The sequence below is a fragment of the Cerasicoccus sp. TK19100 genome (assembly GCF_027257155.1).
GTDB lineage: Bacteria > Verrucomicrobiota > Verrucomicrobiia > Opitutales > Cerasicoccaceae > Cerasicoccus > Cerasicoccus fimbriatus.
This window is the reverse complement of record NZ_JAPWDU010000012.1, coordinates 25,617-42,529: the sequence shown is the minus strand read 5'-3', so window position 1 is coordinate 42,529 and position 16,913 is coordinate 25,617. Positions and strand designations below refer to the sequence as shown.

The following is a 16,913-nucleotide window of genomic DNA, read 5'->3' as shown; positions in this document are numbered from 1 at the left end:
TCTTGCGCAGCCCCGTTGGGGCTGGGAGATAACCGAGCATCCAGTTTCCCAGGGTAGCGCTTCCCGCAAGCGGTTCGATTTAACCCTGGGCTATGGTTGCGTAGCCCCGTTGGGGCAGTATTTGCAGCAATCAAGATACAATATGAATGTCCGCTAGCCCTAGCGCTTCCGACAACGGACGGCAACCAGAGCGAGCGAGGAAGCGCCAACCAGTAATGCGTAAGTAGACGGCTCGGGGATCACCTCGGCCATCACCACGGCATTGATGCCAGTGGAATTAAAGGTCAGTGGCTCTTTAGTGCTTCGGATGATAAATTGGTCGTTTAAATCGGGTGAAATATCATCCCAGATAAGCCAATTCTGCGGGATGAAGCCATCGGTCTTGAAGTTCCAATCGCCAGAAGGCACGGCGGTTCCTTCAAATGTTCTACTCGGAGCTTGGCCGTTAATCGTAAAAGTGGCGCCGTATTGGTCATCCGCAAAATTCGCGGAGAGCAGCACTTCCAACGTGTAAACTCCAGGCGTCACATCCTTAAAGTAAGCAATATTGGCAACATGCTGAGTGGTGAAGAAAAGGTCTGTGCTAGCATCGGCAGTTACCCAATCTTTGGAAAAAAATCCACCAGCGCTGGCTGGCGTGCCGCCGCTACCAGCAACAATTCCTGTGTCCAGCCCAGTATTATAATCGACCAAATTGTAGTCCGTAAGACTCGCGGTAACATTGTTCCAGTTACCACCGGACAGCGTTGAACCGTAATCAACGCGAATTTCGAGACCAGCCCTCAAACCACTGGCCAAAGTGAATATAGCAATAGCAGTAGGTATAATTTTCATTATACATTCCCCTTATACAAGTAGAGTATTTTTGGCAAGTCATAAGCCAAATACCTTCAAAAGGAATACCGGATAAGCTACGAAGCAGTAGGGCATCAACTGGATGCGCAAACCAAAAGGATTCAACTGACGTGCTCCATCAACAGCGGGAAGAACTCCAGAAAATCTTCTTCAATGCCATCGTAGGCATCCGCCAGGAGCGGGATGTATTGGCTCGTGGTTTCGCGGCGGCGAATGCGGTCGGAGAGCCGTTCGTCAATGCGCTCCATCGCGCGATGCACGGACAGCGGATCGCCATAGCGTCCGAGCCGATCACTCTCCACCACCGACTTCACAAACGAGCGCGCATCGTCCGGCAAGCCCTCGGTGTATTGCTCGGTTTCCAGGTAAAAGTTGTCGAGAAAGTCACGCATACTTTGCGTTGCAAAGTTTCGCCAGTGCTTCGTGAGGAAGTGATCATACACCACGTCGATCACCACCCCGCGCAAATAACCGCGCTCGGACAAGCGGCGACAACTGCGCTTCCACAACTCATGGGAATCCGTGTAGTGGTCGATGCGGTAGTGGAGCTTGATCCCCGCACCGAAATCGCTGCTCATCTCCGGCCACTTGCGCCCCTTGAGCAGATCGGCCAGCAAGTTACCGAGCTGCATTTCGCAATTCGGCGGCGAGAGGGTTACGTGCGCGAGCCAGTTCATCGAACAATTCTATCTAAGCAAGTTATCGGCCGTTTTGTGGTGATATTTAAATACATGCTCCTTTCTCAAGATTTGAGCCCTCGGTGGATATTCGTCAAGGCCGCGCTGTTCGCGGTCATCCTGCTGATGTCATCGCTGATCGTGGTGCTGGATGCGCGGATCTGGGTGCGGGCCTTGGTCATATTCTTAGTTATTTGGAGCGCCGCACGGCTTTATTATTTCATGTTTTATGTGATCGAGCGCTACGTCGACTCCGGCTACCGCTTCGCGGGCATCTACGATTGCCTGAAATACCTCTGGCACCGAAAACAGGAAAAACAGCGAAAATAATTAATGAACAGAAGGCAGCAAAGAGAGCTAAGCCAGCAAGACGATTGAACTAAATTATTTACAGGAATCTTCATTTAACGAATCCCCATCCTCACACGCCATGCTGGCTTAGCTCTCTTTGCTGCCTTCTGTTCAAAAAAACCGCCTCCCATTTGCCCAGTGGGCAAATCCTCCGGTCCAGACTTCGGCCAGCTCAGTCGAGCGCAGGATGCTGGGATTTGCGCTTGTTAAATGGGGCCGCAGCGGCTTCAATGCGCGCGATACTGGCAACTATGGCAAAGAAAAAGAAACCGGTCTGGGAACTGCGCGGCTCCTCCATCCATAACCAGGGTATGTTTGCCCGGGTGAACATCAAGGCGGGTGAGAAAGTCATCGAATACGTCGGTGAGCTCGTCCCCAAGGCGGAGTCCGAAAAGCGCTGTCTGGAGTGGGACGCCAAGGCCCGCAAGTCCGGCGAAGGCCTGGTTTACATTTTCGACCTCAACGAAAAATACGACCTCGACGGCAACACCGACGACAACCCCGCCAAGTTCATCAACCACAGCTGTGATGAAAATTGTGAGGCCATCAACGAGGACGACCGCATCTTCATCTACGCCAAGAAGGACATCAAAAAAGACGAGGAACTGTCCTTCGATTACGGCTACGACATCGAGTGCTTTCTCGACCACCCGTGCCGCTGCGGCAGTGATAATTGCGTCGGCTACATCGTCGCCAAAGACAGCCGCCCGAAGCTGAAAAAGCTCCTCCGCAAAAAGAAGAAAAAGGAGGACGAGAAGGCCTCGGCGAAGAAGAAAAAGAAGGCCGCCAAGAAAACGAAAAAGACCGCTGAGAAGAAATCCAAGAAGGCGGCCGCGAAAAAGCCCAAGGCCGACAAGGCGGCGAAATCCGCCAAAAAGAAAAAGAAGAAATCGTGAAGCTCCTCGTCCTGACATCGAGCACCGGCGGCGGCCACGATATGCGCGCCCGGTCGCTCAAGGCATGGGCCGAGCACGAGTCCGCTGCTAGCCTCGGCATCGATGTGGAAATTTTTCAGACGCTGGAGAGCCTCGACGGGCTGTATAAATTTGGCGTCGAAACGTATAACTGGATTCAGCTCAACGCGCCCTGGCTGCACCACGTGTATTTCAATTTTCTGGAGGTCGCCGCGATGCACCGCAAGGCCTCGGCGATCAAGGGTCGCGAACGCTTTGCCGCCGAGCTGGAGCGCGTCAAGCCGGACGTCATCGTCAGCACGCACGCTCACTTGAACCACGGCTTCTTCGCGCTGGCCAAGGAAATCCTTGGCGCGGACAAGGTGAAATGCGTCACCTACTGCGGCGAGCTGTACGGCGGCTACGGTTTCAGCAAGCACTGGGTCAACCCCGAGAGCGATGGCTTCATCGGCGCCGTCGAGGAGACCTGCGAATGGGCAACCGAGCTCGGCATGGCGGACGCGAAAAACCACGTGGGCGGCTTCATGCTCAACCCCGGTTTTTGGGCGGACCCCATCAGCCCCGAGGCGCGGCGGCAGTGGATCATCGATACGCTCGGGCTCGACCCCGACCAGTTTATCCTCGTGCTCGCCACGGGGGCCAACAGCGCCAACAACCACTTGGACCTGCTCGACGCGCTGGAGCGCAAAAACGTCTGCCCCCAAGTCGTTGCCCTCTGCGGTCGCAACGAAATGGCGCTGGAGGCAGTCCGCGTGTGGGGCGTTGCCCACCCGACGATCAAGGTCAAGCCACTCCCCTACTTCACCGAGATGTTTACGCTGCTGCAATGCGCGGACGCCGTCGTCGCCCGCCCCGGCACCGGCACTACCAGCGAGAGCATTCTGGCGGGCTGCCCGATTATTTTCAACGGCCTTGGCGGCATCATGCCGCAGGAGTGGATCACGGTGAAGTTCATGCGCGCGCACGGCATCGACCTCGTCATGGGCCAGCCCGCGCAGTTGCCCAAGCTCGTCCAGCCGCTGATGAGCGACGCCCGCCTGCTCGCCGAAACCAAGGCCAAGATGGTCCTCGTCCGCCCCAAGCAGCACCCGCTGGATATTTTGCGTCTGCTGGTTTCTCTTGCCCCATCAAGCTCGGTTTAAAACAATCTGCCCGTAATGAAGTCCGTCGTTGCCCTCCAGCACATCCAGACCCGCCTGTTCCTGCACGCGGTGTTTCCCACGTTGGACTGCATGATCAAGGCATCGCCTAAGGCGCAGGCGCTGCTCAAGGACAATAAATTTTCGCTCTGCTTTCGCACGCGCTCAGGCCTCCATGCGCGGTACTTTTTCAGCGATAAAGGCTGCGAATACACCTCGGGGGACAGCCGCACAATGATCGAGCTGTTCTTCCTGAGTGACGCCCATGCGGCCAAGACATTTCTCGAAGAAGGCGGCCCGCCGCCCATACCGACGCGCGGCTTCGGCACATTGGGCAAGATGAAAACGTTCATCGCGCTAACCAAGGAGCTGGAGTCCTGGCTCAAGCCCGAGGAAGCCAAACTTGCCGACGAGGATTTCCGCGCCGTGTTCGCGCCGATGTCCCTCGCGCTCGCGATGCGCGGCGTGTGCCAGCTCTGCGTTTCCGAGCGCAAGAGCCGCGAGTGGCTGGCCAGCGGTCCGCAAGGCGTCGCCGTGTTTCAGATTGGCGAAAACGGCAAGCAGCTCTGGATTCAGCTCGTGTCGAACCAGCTGGAATCCGGCAGTGGCCAACCTCCGAAACCGGCCGATGTGCGCATCATTTTTAAGAACTCCCAAGTCGCTGCCGAGGCCGTCCTGGAACGCCTCGATTCGATGGCCGCTGTCGGCCGCGGCGATATAAAAATCGTTGGCATGGCCCCACTGGCCGACCACCTCAACGCCCTGATGGAGCGCTTGCAGGGCTTCATCGATCCGCCGAAATAATGTCGCACTACGAAAAATCACTTTCTCTGTTTGAGCGCGCATCCAAGGTCGCGCCCGGCGGCATCTACGGCCACATGAGCCCGGCGGCGTGTCTGCCCGGCGCCAGCCCCTACTACGCGGCCAAAGCCGACGGCTGCCGCTACTGGGATGTCGACGGCCACAAATACATCGACTTCATGTGCGGCTACGGGCCGATCATCCTCGGCTACAATCACCCGGAGGTCGACGAAGCCGCCGCCAAACAACGCGAGCTCGGCAACTGTTTTAACCACCCCACCGAGCGCTTCGTGGAGCTCGTCGAGAAACTCGTGTCGCTGGTGGATTTTGCCGACTGGGGCGTCTTGGCCAAGAACGGCGGCGACGTCACCACGTGGGCCATCCAAGTCGCGCGCGAGCACACCAAGCGCAAGAAAATCATCCGCCTCAAAGGCTCCTACCACGGAGTCGATCCCTGGTGCACGCCGGGCCATGGCGGCCTGATCGACGAAGACCGCGAGCACATCCACAGCTTTGCGTGGAACGACCTGAAGGCTTTCCAGGGGCTCGTGGAGCGATACAAAGGCCAGATCGCCGGCCTGATCGTCAGCCCGTGGCACCACCCGGTTTTCGCCGACAGTGAATTCGGTGCCGACGGCTTTCTATCAGGCCTCGAGAAGATTTGCCGCGAAAACGGCATCGTCTTAATCAGTGACGACATCCGTGGCGGCTTCCGTTTAAATATCGGCGGCAGCCACGCCGAGTACGGCTACACACCGGACATCGTTTGCTTCTGCAAAGCCTTGGGCAACGGCTACCCGATTTCCGCCGCACTCGGGGCCGAGCACCTGCGCGTCGCGGCGAGTAAAGTCTTCCTGACCGGCAGCTATTGGAACAGCGCCGTCCCGATGGCTGCCGCCCTTAAAACGCTGGAAATCATCGAGCGCGACGGCGTGATCGCCCACCTCAAGCAAACCGGCCAACGCCTCGCCGACGGCCTCGTCAAAATCGGTGAAAAGCACGGGCACAGAATCCGTTTTTCCGGCCCGCCTGCGGTCCCCTTCTACCGCCTCACCGAAGAAACCAACTTCGTGCGCCAGCAGCAGTGGTGCGCCGAGGCCATGAAGCGCGGCGCCTTCCTGCACCCGCACCACAATTGGTTCCTCTGCGCCGCCCACACCGATGCCGACATCGACGCCGCCTTGCAAATCGCCGACGACGCGCTCGCGGCGTGCGTGGAGACTTGGTAGGCAGCGTCCCGCTGCACCGGAGAGTTTGGGCCTGTGGCGCAATTTCGAACGTCAATGAAATGGCATATCCAACCAGATTAATGATAATCTACGTATCGAAATCATTTTTTTACAGATTTGAAAAACACTCTTTGTGAATACAAAGAACTCTAAATATTAAACATCGTGTGCGCAGTTAACGGGCGGTTTTACCTTCAACTCACGAGTAATGGTAATTTACTTGGTGAATATTCAAATAACATATCAACTGACATTGATGTCGAAGCCGCAAAGAGGCTACCTGAATCAATCGCAGATGCTGACAACGGATTTATTGGTGAGTTTAATTCAGCTTGGACAGAGAATGTAGAAAGCCGAACAGCGCGATTATCGATTCAGCGAATACCAGGCCGAAGAGGGATATTTAGTGTCACCTGGAGCGAGGGTGATAGAGAGACTTTCATTGGAGAAGGTATGATTGCTGGCGATAGGCTTATCGGCGATTACCGCAGTGTCTAGCACCCATGCCCCGTTGGGGCATTATTAATTGAGATCACAGATTGCTTGAGCAAACGAGAAAACACAATGAAGGTTATTGCCAACGAAGGTTGAGCATCACCACACTACACCAATGCCGCAATTCCAAGTCTCCATTCACCGGCCCAAAGGCTTCGTCGCGTCCGAGGTAAGCGCTGAAATGCGACGCACCATTGACGCTGTTAATGACGAAATGGTCGCGGCTGGGGTGCGGGTTTTCGTGGGCGGATTACGGCCGTTGGACCAAGCCAAAGCCCTGCGCTTACAGCCCGATGGCGAAATCCTGGAAAGCGATGGTGGCTATCTCAGCACCGATGAATTCGTGGACGGCTTCTGGGTACTCGACGTAAGCGATATGGACGCCGCGCTGACATGGGGACGCAAGGCGGCGGTCGCCTGCCGGGGCGATGTCGAGGTGCGGCCGTTTTATTAAGTTGGCTTTGCGATAAAGCGACTACTCGCTCCACTACTGCAATCGATCTACCGCCAACTGGCCGGTCGCGAGCTGGAGCAGGCTGGCGCTGAGGAAGACATCCGTGCGCGCGGTGTTGTAATTTTCGCGGGCTTCGAGGAGGCTCAGCTGTTGCGCCTGGACGTCGGTCACGTCGGCGAAGCCTTGCTTGAAGGACGCCAACGCCGCCTCCTGCGACGCCTCGCTGGCCTTGATCACCGCTTCGGCGGCGAGCAGGCGACTGCGCGCATTTTCGTAGTCGGTGTAGGCCGACCAGACTTGGCTAACCGCGGCGTTGCGCGACTCCAGCAGCGACGCCTCGACCGCGCGTTGATCGGCCTGCGCCGAGATCTTTAAATTCTGTTGGCGAAAGCCGTCGAAGACCGGCATTTGCAGCGCCACGCCCACGCCGTATTGCGCCTGAAAGCTGTCCACCCACGGCGTGTCGTCCGCACTGAAAGCGCTGTAAACGGGACCCGCGTTACCGGAGGCGATGATGACCGGATAATTCTGCGCGTCAACTTGATCCACCGAGGCCTCGGCGGCGCGTAGCTCGGCCACCTTGGCGCGGAGGTCCGGGCGGTGGGCCAAGGCGAAGTCCACCAACGAATCGACGGAGCGGTCGAAGTTTTCCGGCAAGGGCGAGTCGGCCAAATCCTTGACTTGAATGATCTCGCCCGGGTCGGCGCCGATGCTCTCAGCCAGCGCGATTTGCGCCTTGCGCAGCTCGCCCTTGAGCACGGTCACGTCGTAAACGCACTGCGCGACAAACATCTCCGCCTGCAGCAGCTGCGCCTTGGTGGCAAAGCCCTGCTCGAGCCCGGCCTTGGTCGAGCGTTGCACGAGCTCGGATTCGTCCAAGGTGGCCTGCAACACCTTCTGCTGCGAGCGCACGCTGATCAGCTTGTAGTAGGCCGAGCAGACGTTGAACAGCACCTGCTGATGTGTCTCGTTGAAGGCGAAGTTTTGCGCGATGGCCGACTCACGCGCGCCTTGGACGATGGCGTCCTGACGCCCAAAATCGTAGAGCAGCCAATCGAGCTGCAGCTCCGGCCGCAGGATCGCGATCTCCGAATAAAAATACCCCTGCTGGAAAATGTTCGGCGGCAGCGGAAAGGCGACCTGCTCATAACCGGCGGCCACCATTAAATTAATCTGCGGGTAGTAAGCGCTCTCGGCCACGCCTACGCCGCCCGCCATCGCCCGCGCGCGCTCCCAAGCCACGCGGGTCTTCGGGTTGTTGCGCTGGGCGAGGTCGGCCAGCTCGCTCAGCGTGTATTCATGCCCGGGATCGAACTCCACCATCTGCGCGCCCATGCCGTAGTTGGTCGGCAGCGGGTAGCTCTCGGCAGTGGTGTTTTTCCACGGGCGACTTGGAGTCGTGGGTGCCAGCGAAGCCGAGCCTTCGCAGCCGGTCATCATCAGCGCAATGGCCGCCACCGCCAGCACGGGCAAGGCGCTTTGCAGCGCCGCCCCGCTGCGCGTTTTTCCAGTCCAAAGATATTTGTAAGTGAGGCCCATCATGACATTGCCCAGCAAAATTCCCAACAAGCGATCCACCAGCACCGACAAGTCGGTCGCCGGCCCAAACGAATGCGTGATCAACATAAACTGCGCCAGCGCGATCTGCCGGCCGGCATAAGAAATCCGCGGCGAGCTGAGCGTGACCCACGCGGCAAGCGCGCTGCCCGCGCCCACGACCAGTAGCAGCATCCAGAGTTCATTGGACTGCGGGATCGCCCAGATCGCACCAACCAGCGCCAGGCTCGCGCCGATCACGGCGCCGGTGATGCGCAGCCACGTCTTGTGGATGATTTGCTCGGTCGTCGGCAGGCCTAACACGATGCACGTCATGAGCGCGGTCTGGATCGCCTGAAAGTTCAGCGTGGTGTAAATGATATACGTCCCCATCGCGGCAAACGTGCCCTTGAGCGCGTAGATGTGGTGCTCGGGATTCGTCTTCCAATTCGGGCGGAAGCCATACTTCGCCGACGGCGGGCGCAACTCCGCGGGCAGCGCTTTTTCCGGCGGCACAAGCACCGTGATAAACATCAGCGGCAGCAAGCCAGCGAGCACCATCGGCACAAGCCACATCGCGCCCTCGATCCAGATGCCGGGATCCGCATAACTGTCGGGCAGGATGAGCACCGTTAAAAACACCAGCGAGAGGTTTCGGATAATGTCGCCCTCGGTCATGATGTTGGAGCCGTAAAACGTGCCGTAGATCACGAGCGTCATCGCCAGCAAGCGCAGCCCCGGCGGATCGGCCACGTAGTTGAGCAGGCACAGCGCGAGGATCACAATCGGCAGCACCATCACGATCAGCGCCGTGCCGAGGACGAGCGTTTGCTTCGTGGTTGGCTTCGCAAAAACGAAGCACAGGTAAAGGCTCAGCCAGCCGTTTTCGATCTGAAACGCCATCACCAGCACGGTGGACAAGAGCACCGCCAGCACCATGCGCAGCACCAGCCAATCGCGACCGGTATAGGGCGTCAACTCGCGCCGCAGCTCGGCCCATGTGAGCCGGCCCGTCATGGTTTTTCAATCGTCACCATGGACGAGGCGCCGATGCGAAACGCGTCGGCGGGCTCGGGGCTGTCGATCCGGATGCGCACCGGGAATCGCTGCGCCACGCGAATCCAGTTGAGGTTATTTTTCACCGAAGGCAGCGGGCCAAAGTTGTAGCCGTCCTGCGTTTGCACGCCCAGACCAATACTGGCCACTTTACCCGTGAATACTTTGCCCGGCAAAGTAAGCACGCGCACCTTAGCCACATCGCCCACGGCAATGTTTTCCAAATCGCCCTCACGGTAATTCGCCACGACAAACCACTCACTCGTGTCGACGAGCGTAAAGAGCGATTCGCCGGGCATCACCATCATGCCGGGCGCCAGATCGCAGTTGACCACGCGTCCGTCAAACGGCGCGCGGATCGCCGTGCGCTGCAGCTCGACCTCTGCCTGTTGCAGGCCAATGCGCGCGGCTTGCAGCTCGGCACGGAGCGTCTCCAGCGAGGCCACGGAAAGCTCAGCCGCGAGTTCATTACTCTGGGCCATGAGCACGCTGGCGCGCGCCTGTTCGTAGGCCGAGGTGGCCGCATCGTATTTCTCCTGCGTGACAAAGCCTTGTTCGGCCAGCGGCGTCATCCGCTCGTAGGTGGACTTGGCCAGCGCCTCTTGCGCGAGCGTGCGCTCGGTGTTTTCGCGGGACATCTGGACCATCGCTTCCGAGGCCGCGCGCTGGCGCTCGGCTTCGTTGATCTGCGCTTCGAGCACGCCAATCTGCGCCTTCGTTTCGGCCACCCCGAGGGCGTAGCTTTCGGGGTCGACTTGCACCAGCAGATCGCCCGGCTCGACGGACAGCCCATCGCTTGCCGGCAGCGCGCTGATGCGCCCCGGCACTTCGGACGACACTGTGATGTAGCGCGCCATCACGTAGGCGTCGCTGGTTTGCGGATAGCGCTCCCGCTGTTGCAACAAATACAAGGCCATCAGCACCGCGCCCACAAACACGAGCGCGCTGATCAGCCGACCGGCCAGCTTGTTGCTCTTGGACTCTGGGGCACTCGGCGCGTTGGAGGAAGTTTCTTCAGTCATACCAATTCAAGCACGCAGTTAAGAGCGGATGATCCACAGCCAGAACACGCTGGACCACAAAAACGCCAGACAGCAATACACCAGGAGCGGCGCAACAAGCACCCGATGCAGCCCAAGCTTCGCCAGGACCACTTTGCTCACGGCGCTCAGGACGATGCCCGCAATCGCCGCCAGCAACCACCCCGGAAAATACGCGCCCATGATCTCCACTTCCTGATACATTGCCATACAGCTAGTAGGGCCCTAGTGCCCAAGCAACAACAAAGCTGGCCCACCGCCTGGAAGCCAGCAAGCACGCGGCACCAGTTAACTGCATAAACAGCAAGCAGCCTTGCTATAGGCCGAGCTTTCGCGCATACCCTGTTGCCAATATGAAGCTGGTAATGATCATGGTAATGGCGTTCGTCGCAATTGCTTCCAACGCATTTGCGGGCGAGCGAGATTGGGCGTCGGTTAAGAGCTGGGTTTATCAGCTGTGCAACTACCAGGATGACCGGCTCGACGCCATTGCCGCGACCGACTTCGACCTCGCCGTGATCGACCTCACCCGCGATGGCGAAAGCGGCTACTTTGAGCGCCAGGAGATCGAGGCCCTCAAGGCGTCGGGCAAGATCGTGCTCGCCTACTTCGAGATCGGCGCCATCGAGGACTATCGCCCGGAGTGGGACGCGGTCCCCCAAGAGCTCAAGGCGGGCAAAGTCGGCGGTTGGCCCAAGGAGCAGTATGTGAAATTTTGGGATGAGCGCTGGTGGCCCGTCGTCCAAGGGCGCATCGATCAGGCGCTCAAGGCGGGGTTCGACGGCGCGTATCTGGACATGGTCACCACCTACGCGGAGATCCCCAATACCGGCCTCAGCTCCGAAGAACGCGCCCGCCGCATGGTGGCCCTGATCGCGCGCATCTCCGAGTACGCCAAGAGCCGGAACCCCGATTTCAAGATCGTCCCGCAGAACTGCCCGGAGCTTTACACGTGGTCTTACTGGACGCCGCAACCCAACCAGCAATACATCAACGCCATTGATGGCCTGGGCTTGGAGTCCGTCTTCTACATCGCGCACAATCAACCCGCGGACGAAGACTGGTGCCAGGAGAATCGCGACAACGCCGTTGCCATCCGCCAGGCCGGTAAGCTCGTGCTGGGAGTGGACTACGCCACGAAGCCCACCTGCATCGCCGACGGCTACGCCAAGCAACGCGCACTCGGCTTCGTTCCCTACGCCAGCGTGGAAGCCCTGGACACAATCAAGGTTCCTTAGGCTGGGTGATAGCGTCGGCGTCCTTGATTTGCCCTACACTGCTTTTTTAACGACGGCATTTCGACATGATAAGTCGAGCCGTGCGGAGCTCCCGGCAGGGCTATCGGTCAATGAAATGTAACAAAGGATTGGTTGTCTCTGGGGGATTTTTCTCTGAACCATAGAGGCATGCACCGCCAGTTATTGCTCACCACGCTTACGCTCCTTGCGCTGACCGCTCAGGCCCAGATCAGCCAGATCTTCATGGATTCGGATGCCTATTCGGATAACAGGATGACGGCCGCGCAGATCCTTTACAGCCTCAAGGAGGCCTCCGAGATGGTTCGCAAAGACCCGCAGGCCGCCATTGCGCAGTTTCAGGACACCAAGAACGGCAAATGGAATCGCCGCAGCTTTGGCCTGTATTTGCTGGATGCGAAGACCGGCGAACTCCTCGCCTACCCGAGCACCGACGAGGACGACGGCCTCCTGCTCAAGGCGGAAGAAATCAACGCCAAGCCCTTTGCCCATTCGTCGATCATTAAGACCATCGATGCCAGCACCAAGACCTACGTGCGCAATATCCACATCGAGCACGACCCCTACGACCTCGGCTACGGCGACTTTTACATTCTCACCCTGCCCGAGCACAACGAGCCGGACTACGTCCTGTGCGCCGCCCAGAACAACTGGCAGATGGAGCGCCTCATGGTCCACAACATCGTCAAAGACGCCGTCGCCCTGATTGAGCTCCAAGGCGAGAAAGCGTTCGACTCCCTCGACAAGGGCGAGTGGTTGTTTGACTATCAGAAATCGCACATCTTCGTGATCGGCGAGGACGGCACACTGCTCTTCGACCCGATTTACGAAGACTCCGTGAACCGCAAATTCACCCAGGATCAGGAAGCCTTTGTCTATGGGCTGATCTCCGGCGCCTTGGATCACCCCAAGGGCTTCTGGACCTTCGCCGTTTGGCCCTCGGACAGGGCCAGCGACCGCATCCCCAAGTGGTGGTTCGCCCAAATCGCCAGCTACCGCGGCAAGCGCTACATCGTCGGCACCGGCGTCCACGCCCTCCACCCCGACGCCGCCAAACAAGCCGACGCGAAAAATTAACACCACCATCGCCCCGAAAACCTTTCCGGGACACACGCTCTAGCCTTGCCTTCACGCGGGCATTCGGGCATGATTTCAGTATGAAAAGTCGCGCGATCAGCAGCCCACAGGGCCGATTAAGTATCGCCGACTGCGCGACCCAGCGTCGCCGACGGTAGCTCGAAGTATCGCCGACACTTCCCCGGAGCGTCGCCGACGCTTCGGCAGGTACAAGCACTGGGGTTACTCTGACATAGGTGCCTATGTTGGTGTGAGAGATGGGCGTGTGTTGGTTGCAATGTTGGGAGACGAATCAACAAATGAAACGCCGCATAGCGGCAATTCATGGCCCCATACTTGAAGCAGAAGACATACAATCTGGGCCCACATTCAAAAATATTGGTAATTAACTTCAAACATCTTCAATCCTTGACGAACAAGAGATATCCACCCATTTTAAGCTATGCTCCATGCTCTCCTAGTCGCCCGTCCGTATGTTTTTAGGCGTAATCAATAACACTTTTCTACAAATATTATACCATGCAACAAGTTCTCCAAATATTCGAAGACGAAAACCACAATCGAGTCCGCTCGATCAATATCGACGGTGAAGCATGGTTCGTGGCCAAAGACCTGTGTGACGCCATCGGCATTGCTAACTCGCGTGATGCACTGGGGCGTTTAGACGATGACGAAAAGGATGCCGTCGGTGTTACCGACGCCATCGGCAGAGAGCAAAGGCAGTCTATCGTTTCGGAATCTGGAATGTATAATCTGATATTCCAGAGTCGCAAGCCGGAGGCTAAGCGTTTTAGAAAATGGGTCACAGCAGAGGTTCTCCCGTCTATACGAAAGACTGGATCGTACTCTACTGGAGCTGTCGGACTACCAGCTTTCGTTAGAAGATTTAACGATAATTGGGATAGGACTGATCGCGGCTATTTCTCTGTCATCAGTGAATTGTTTGTCAGACTATATGGCCGTTTTGAACAAATTGGATACACTTTACCAGACAGGGGTTCCCATGGAAAAGAGATGAGACCTGATAATAGTGTTGGTCAATTATTTTCTAAATGGCTAAAAGAAAATCATCCTGACTTGGTTGGTCTCAGGAAAAAATATAAACATAGGATACCAGAAGGATTTGATATAGATGCTTACCAGTATCCAAACGATATGCTTCCATTGTTTATAGAGTATGTTGACCAAGTTTGGTTAAGAGAGAAGGCCCAGGTTTATTTTAGCGGTAAAGACTCCAAGGCATTGGAATATCTACCTAAGCTTTTGCCTCCACCTAAGAAGTAGAATATTATGATCCAAGGAACGAGCTAAGGCGCGCCCCAACCTTTGCATTAGATGGAATAAAATGGAAAACTGGCTACAACGAGTAAAGGCATCGATTTTTCCGAGAAGCAGAGAAAAAAGCGACATTAGAGCTGCACTTTCCGAATGGTTCTATACAGGAGATACCTACGACCTCGAGTATCCATCAGCCGATTGCGAACTTTGCGGACATAAAGACATTAGATTTCAATTCACCATAGAAAACAGTTTCACCCAAAAAGATTTGTTAATCGGATCAGAATGCATTACGCGATTCGACATTCGTGCAGTTGACGAAGAGGGTCACCAGCTAGACTCGGAAACCACGAAAAAAACTGTCCAACGAGACCGTCGGAAACTAATCACAAACGCCAAAGAGAAAAGGATGTTTACGTCACTTGTGAGACTCGGATCACTAGATCAGGATTTTGAAATCGACTCTTTCATATCTTACTATGGAGAAAGAAAAGCCTTCACCCCTAAGCAGTTGGCAGTACTTCTTTGGCGGCTCGAAAAGTTTGGAGTGGAGCACAAACCAACAGACTTTAAGCTTACGATTCGAAGAAATAGAGAAAAAAATCAGCTGCTCACTCTGAAGGACTTTCAAGTCAGGGCAATCTGGAAGTGCTTATCCGCTTCTCAAAAACGATTCTATGAAAATAACACATAGAGGTCGAACAACGCTGTCGATACAACTCCGGTTAGCGCTCCTCACATGCCCTCCTACTCCACAGGAAAAATTTGACAATAGCAACCCGTCCAACATATTGGACAACTATGAACGCGATTACCTATTCCCACGCTCGAGAGAATCTTGCCGAGACGATCAAGCGTGTGTGCGCGGATCACGACCCGGTCATTATTACCCGAAAGAATACCGACGCTGTCGTCATGATGTCTTTGGAAGACTACGAGTCGATGGCGGAAACCACTTACCTGCTCCGCAGCCCGAAGAATGCCAAGCGGCTGCTGGATTCGATTGAGCAATTAAACAGCGGCCAAGGCCAAGAGAGAGAGTTATCCGAGTGAAGAAGGTCTTCTCCGATCGGGCATGGGAGGATTATTTATACTGGCAGAAAACGGATAAGCGGATCCTCAAAAAGATTAATGAGCTAATCCGGGACATTGACCGCAACGGCAACGAGGGGCTCGGCAAACCAGAGCCCTTAAGGCATTCGCTCTCCGGCTGGTGGTCGAGGCGGATAAACGAGGAGCACCGGATTGTTTACCGCATCACCGAAGACCAGATAGAAATCGCTCAGCTACGCTACCACTACTAGGCGCGCCAAACTACACGCCCGCTTCCACGCCTTCCAGCAACAGCTCGCCGATGACGGTCGTGGCGCTGGCTTCGGTGACCTTGACTTTGACCAGCTCGCCGACGAGGCGCTCGCTCGCGGGGACGATGATTTTGCGGTAGCCGCGGTTGCGGCCGACGAACATGTTTTCGCCGCGCTTGGCCGGGCCTTCGATCAGGATTTCCTGCACCGTGCCGATCATCGATTCGTTGCGCGCCAGGGAGTATTCGCCGAGTTGATCGAGCAGGAGCTGGTTGCGCTCAGCCTTGACCTCTTCGCTGATCGGGTCGCCCAGCGGCTCGGCGGTGGTGCCGGGGCGGACGCTGTATTTGAAGATGTAGGCCATGTCGAAGCGGATGTCCGCAAAGGCCTGGCGTGTGAGCGCGAAGTCTTCCTCCGTCTCGCCGGGGAAGCCGACGATGACGTCTGTGGAAATGCACATGTCCGGGCAGCGTTCGCGCAGTGCGGTGATGATGCGCTTGAAGCGCTCCACGGTGTAGGGGCGGCGCATCGCTTTGAGGATGCCGTCGCTGCCGCTTTGCAGCGGGAAGTGGATGTATTCGCAGAGCTTTTCCAGGCGGCCGTAGCAGTTGATCAGGTCTTCGCGGAAGCCGACCGGGTGCGGGCTGGTGAAGCGAATGCGCTCAATGCCGTCTATCGCGTTGACGCGCTCCAGCAGCTGGACGAACGGGCTCTTGCCGTCGACAAAGGGGAACTCGCGCACGCCGTATTGGTTGACGATCTGGCCGAGCAAGGTGACCTCCTTCGTGCCGTTGGCGGCGAGCTCTTCGATCTCGGCGACGATGTGGTCCATCGGGCGGGCGCGCTCTTCGCCGCGGGTTTTCGGGACGATGCAGTAGCTACACTTCATGTTGCAGCCCTGCATGATGCTCACGAAGGCGCTGACCTGGCGCTCGCTGCTGTGGGTGCGAATAGTGTTTTGACTGCCCTCCTCGGCGTCGAGGTCGATAATGGTGCTCGGGCGCGGCCCCTGCCCCTGGCGCGTCGCAATGAGCGCATCGAGGTGGTCGGGGACGGCGTGGAACTTTTGCGTGCCCACGAGCAGGTCGAGATCCGGCAGGCGGTCGAGGACGTTCTCGCCGCGGTTTTGGGCCATGCAGCCCATGATGCCGATCATGAAATTCGGGTTCTTCTTGCGGCGCTTGCGCAGGTGGCCGGCCTTGCCGAGGGCCTTTTGCTCGGCGAGCTCGCGCACAGAGCAGGTGTTGAGCAGGACGATGTCGGCGTCGGCCTCGTCCGCCACGATGCTATAACCGCGCCCACGCAACATTGCCGCGACGGCATCGGAGTCACGCTCGTTCATTTGGCACCCGTAGGTTTTGATGTGCACGCGGTTCATTAGAATCGAGAAAACCGCGCAGGATGAAGGCTTATCGTGGTCGGGTCAAGATTGGGCTGTAGGCATCGCGGCA

At 57.2% G+C, this 16,913-nt stretch carries 18 protein-coding genes; 12 read left to right on the top strand and 6 right to left on the bottom strand.

Annotated elements, in window-relative coordinates; all coding sequences use genetic code 11:
- Positions 1–159 precede the first annotated feature (159 nt).
- Both O3S85_RS21175 and O3S85_RS21170 read right to left on the bottom strand, forming a co-directional pair.
- Positions 160–834: a PEP-CTERM sorting domain-containing protein gene (locus O3S85_RS21175; protein ID WP_269543247.1), complete on the bottom strand. Its 675-nt coding sequence runs from the start codon at positions 832–834 to the stop codon at positions 160–162.
- Positions 835–956: 122 nt separating this feature from the next.
- Entirely contained in the window at positions 957–1,532 is a 576-nt protein-coding gene (locus O3S85_RS21170; RefSeq protein WP_269543246.1) for an acyl carrier protein phosphodiesterase, read from the bottom strand.
- Positions 1,533–1,586: 54 nt separating this feature from the next.
- Between O3S85_RS21170 and O3S85_RS21165 the strand changes: the two genes are divergently transcribed.
- The 6 genes from O3S85_RS21165 (at position 1,587) to O3S85_RS21140 (ending at position 6,915) form a co-directional block, all read left to right on the top strand.
- On the top strand, positions 1,587–1,862 hold the full coding sequence (locus O3S85_RS21165; protein ID WP_269543244.1) for a hypothetical protein: 276 nt from the start codon (positions 1,587–1,589) through the stop codon (positions 1,860–1,862).
- Positions 1,863–2,134: 272 nt separating this feature from the next.
- Positions 2,135–2,779, top strand: coding sequence for an SET domain-containing protein (locus O3S85_RS21160; RefSeq protein WP_269543242.1), 645 nt, complete (start codon positions 2,135–2,137; stop codon positions 2,777–2,779).
- Positions 2,776–3,939 carry a glycosyltransferase gene (locus O3S85_RS21155; protein WP_269543240.1) on the top strand — a complete coding sequence of 388 codons (1,164 nt, stop codon included), beginning with the start codon at positions 2,776–2,778 and terminating at the stop codon, positions 3,937–3,939. Before O3S85_RS21160 ends, O3S85_RS21155 begins: the two co-directional genes overlap by 4 nt.
- Before the next feature lie 15 nt (positions 3,940–3,954).
- On the top strand, positions 3,955–4,740 hold the full coding sequence (locus tag O3S85_RS21150) for a hypothetical protein (RefSeq protein WP_269543238.1): 786 nt from the start codon (positions 3,955–3,957) through the stop codon (positions 4,738–4,740).
- The gene (locus O3S85_RS21145; RefSeq protein WP_269543237.1) at positions 4,740–5,966 is read left to right on the top strand and encodes an aminotransferase class III-fold pyridoxal phosphate-dependent enzyme; all 1,227 of its coding nucleotides are present in this window, start codon (positions 4,740–4,742) and stop codon (positions 5,964–5,966) included. Before O3S85_RS21150 ends, O3S85_RS21145 begins: the two co-directional genes overlap by 1 nt.
- A gap of 610 nt (positions 5,967–6,576) precedes the next feature.
- Entirely contained in the window at positions 6,577–6,915 is a 339-nt protein-coding gene (locus O3S85_RS21140; RefSeq protein ID WP_269543236.1) for a YciI family protein, read from the top strand.
- A 33-nt stretch (positions 6,916–6,948) separates the two neighbouring features.
- On the opposite strand, the gene O3S85_RS21135 is transcribed toward O3S85_RS21140, so the two are convergent.
- Genes O3S85_RS21135 through O3S85_RS21125 form a run of 3 tightly spaced genes read right to left on the bottom strand, consistent with a single transcriptional unit; the run spans position 6,949 to position 10,757 of the window.
- Positions 6,949–9,468 (bottom strand): TolC family protein, encoded by a 2,520-nt coding sequence (locus O3S85_RS21135; protein ID WP_269543234.1) that lies wholly within the window; start codon positions 9,466–9,468, stop codon positions 6,949–6,951.
- Positions 9,465–10,529 carry an efflux RND transporter periplasmic adaptor subunit gene (locus O3S85_RS21130; RefSeq protein ID WP_269543232.1) on the bottom strand — a complete coding sequence of 355 codons (1,065 nt, stop codon included), beginning with the start codon at positions 10,527–10,529 and terminating at the stop codon, positions 9,465–9,467. The genes O3S85_RS21135 and O3S85_RS21130 overlap by 4 nt, the downstream gene beginning before the upstream one ends.
- Positions 10,530–10,547: 18 nt before the next feature.
- Entirely contained in the window at positions 10,548–10,757 is a 210-nt protein-coding gene (locus O3S85_RS21125; protein ID WP_269543231.1) for a YtcA family lipoprotein, read from the bottom strand.
- A gap of 167 nt (positions 10,758–10,924) precedes the next feature.
- On the opposite strand from O3S85_RS21125, the gene O3S85_RS21120 reads away from it, so the two are divergent.
- The 6 genes from O3S85_RS21120 (at position 10,925) to O3S85_RS21095 (ending at position 15,462) form a co-directional block, all read left to right on the top strand.
- Complete coding sequence (locus O3S85_RS21120; protein ID WP_269543229.1) at positions 10,925–11,785, top strand: glycoside hydrolase family 191 protein; 861 nt, start codon at positions 10,925–10,927, stop codon at positions 11,783–11,785.
- A gap of 168 nt (positions 11,786–11,953) precedes the next feature.
- Positions 11,954–12,880 (top strand): hypothetical protein, encoded by a 927-nt coding sequence (locus O3S85_RS21115; RefSeq protein WP_269543228.1) that lies wholly within the window; start codon positions 11,954–11,956, stop codon positions 12,878–12,880.
- A 519-nt stretch (positions 12,881–13,399) separates the two neighbouring features.
- Positions 13,400–14,164 carry a BRO-N domain-containing protein gene (locus tag O3S85_RS21110; RefSeq protein WP_269543227.1) on the top strand — a complete coding sequence of 255 codons (765 nt, stop codon included), beginning with the start codon at positions 13,400–13,402 and terminating at the stop codon, positions 14,162–14,164.
- A gap of 61 nt (positions 14,165–14,225) precedes the next feature.
- Positions 14,226–14,852 carry a hypothetical protein gene (locus tag O3S85_RS21105; protein ID WP_269543225.1) on the top strand — a complete coding sequence of 209 codons (627 nt, stop codon included), beginning with the start codon at positions 14,226–14,228 and terminating at the stop codon, positions 14,850–14,852.
- A 107-nt stretch (positions 14,853–14,959) separates the two neighbouring features.
- Positions 14,960–15,211, top strand: a complete 252-nt coding sequence (locus tag O3S85_RS21100) for a type II toxin-antitoxin system Phd/YefM family antitoxin (RefSeq protein WP_269543223.1) — start codon at positions 14,960–14,962, stop codon at positions 15,209–15,211.
- The gene (locus O3S85_RS21095; protein ID WP_269543222.1) at positions 15,208–15,462 is read left to right on the top strand and encodes a Txe/YoeB family addiction module toxin; all 255 of its coding nucleotides are present in this window, start codon (positions 15,208–15,210) and stop codon (positions 15,460–15,462) included. The genes O3S85_RS21100 and O3S85_RS21095 overlap by 4 nt, the downstream gene beginning before the upstream one ends.
- A gap of 10 nt (positions 15,463–15,472) precedes the next feature.
- Here O3S85_RS21095 and miaB read toward each other — a convergent pair whose 3' ends face one another.
- On the bottom strand, positions 15,473–16,840 hold the full coding sequence (gene miaB, locus O3S85_RS21090; RefSeq protein ID WP_269543220.1) for a tRNA (N6-isopentenyl adenosine(37)-C2)-methylthiotransferase MiaB: 1,368 nt from the start codon (positions 16,838–16,840) through the stop codon (positions 15,473–15,475).
- Positions 16,841–16,913 lie beyond the last annotated feature (73 nt).

What these genes read in the sequence shown, in the direction of transcription:
- O3S85_RS21175 (WP_269543247.1), bottom strand. Translation starts at nt 834, where the DNA reads ATGAAAATTATACCTACTGCTATTGCTATATTCACTTTGGCCAGTGGT.
- O3S85_RS21170 (WP_269543246.1), bottom strand. Translation starts at nt 1,532, where the DNA reads ATGAACTGGCTCGCGCACGTAACCCTCTCGCCGCCGAATTGCGAAATG.
- O3S85_RS21165 (WP_269543244.1), top strand. Translation starts at nt 1,587, where the DNA reads ATGCTCCTTTCTCAAGATTTGAGCCCTCGGTGGATATTCGTCAAGGCC.
- O3S85_RS21160 (WP_269543242.1), top strand. Translation starts at nt 2,135, where the DNA reads ATGGCAAAGAAAAAGAAACCGGTCTGGGAACTGCGCGGCTCCTCCATC.
- O3S85_RS21150 (WP_269543238.1), top strand. Translation starts at nt 3,955, where the DNA reads ATGAAGTCCGTCGTTGCCCTCCAGCACATCCAGACCCGCCTGTTCCTG.
- O3S85_RS21145 (WP_269543237.1), top strand. Translation starts at nt 4,740, where the DNA reads ATGTCGCACTACGAAAAATCACTTTCTCTGTTTGAGCGCGCATCCAAG.
- O3S85_RS21140 (WP_269543236.1), top strand. Translation starts at nt 6,577, where the DNA reads ATGCCGCAATTCCAAGTCTCCATTCACCGGCCCAAAGGCTTCGTCGCG.
- O3S85_RS21135 (WP_269543234.1), bottom strand. Translation starts at nt 9,468, where the DNA reads ATGACGGGCCGGCTCACATGGGCCGAGCTGCGGCGCGAGTTGACGCCC.
- O3S85_RS21130 (WP_269543232.1), bottom strand. Translation starts at nt 10,529, where the DNA reads ATGACTGAAGAAACTTCCTCCAACGCGCCGAGTGCCCCAGAGTCCAAG.
- O3S85_RS21125 (WP_269543231.1), bottom strand. Translation starts at nt 10,757, where the DNA reads ATGGCAATGTATCAGGAAGTGGAGATCATGGGCGCGTATTTTCCGGGG.
- O3S85_RS21120 (WP_269543229.1), top strand. Translation starts at nt 10,925, where the DNA reads ATGGCGTTCGTCGCAATTGCTTCCAACGCATTTGCGGGCGAGCGAGAT.
- O3S85_RS21115 (WP_269543228.1), top strand. Translation starts at nt 11,954, where the DNA reads ATGCACCGCCAGTTATTGCTCACCACGCTTACGCTCCTTGCGCTGACC.
- O3S85_RS21110 (WP_269543227.1), top strand. Translation starts at nt 13,400, where the DNA reads ATGCAACAAGTTCTCCAAATATTCGAAGACGAAAACCACAATCGAGTC.
- O3S85_RS21105 (WP_269543225.1), top strand. Translation starts at nt 14,226, where the DNA reads ATGGAAAACTGGCTACAACGAGTAAAGGCATCGATTTTTCCGAGAAGC.
- O3S85_RS21100 (WP_269543223.1), top strand. Translation starts at nt 14,960, where the DNA reads ATGAACGCGATTACCTATTCCCACGCTCGAGAGAATCTTGCCGAGACG.
- miaB (WP_269543220.1), bottom strand. Translation starts at nt 16,840, where the DNA reads ATGAACCGCGTGCACATCAAAACCTACGGGTGCCAAATGAACGAGCGT.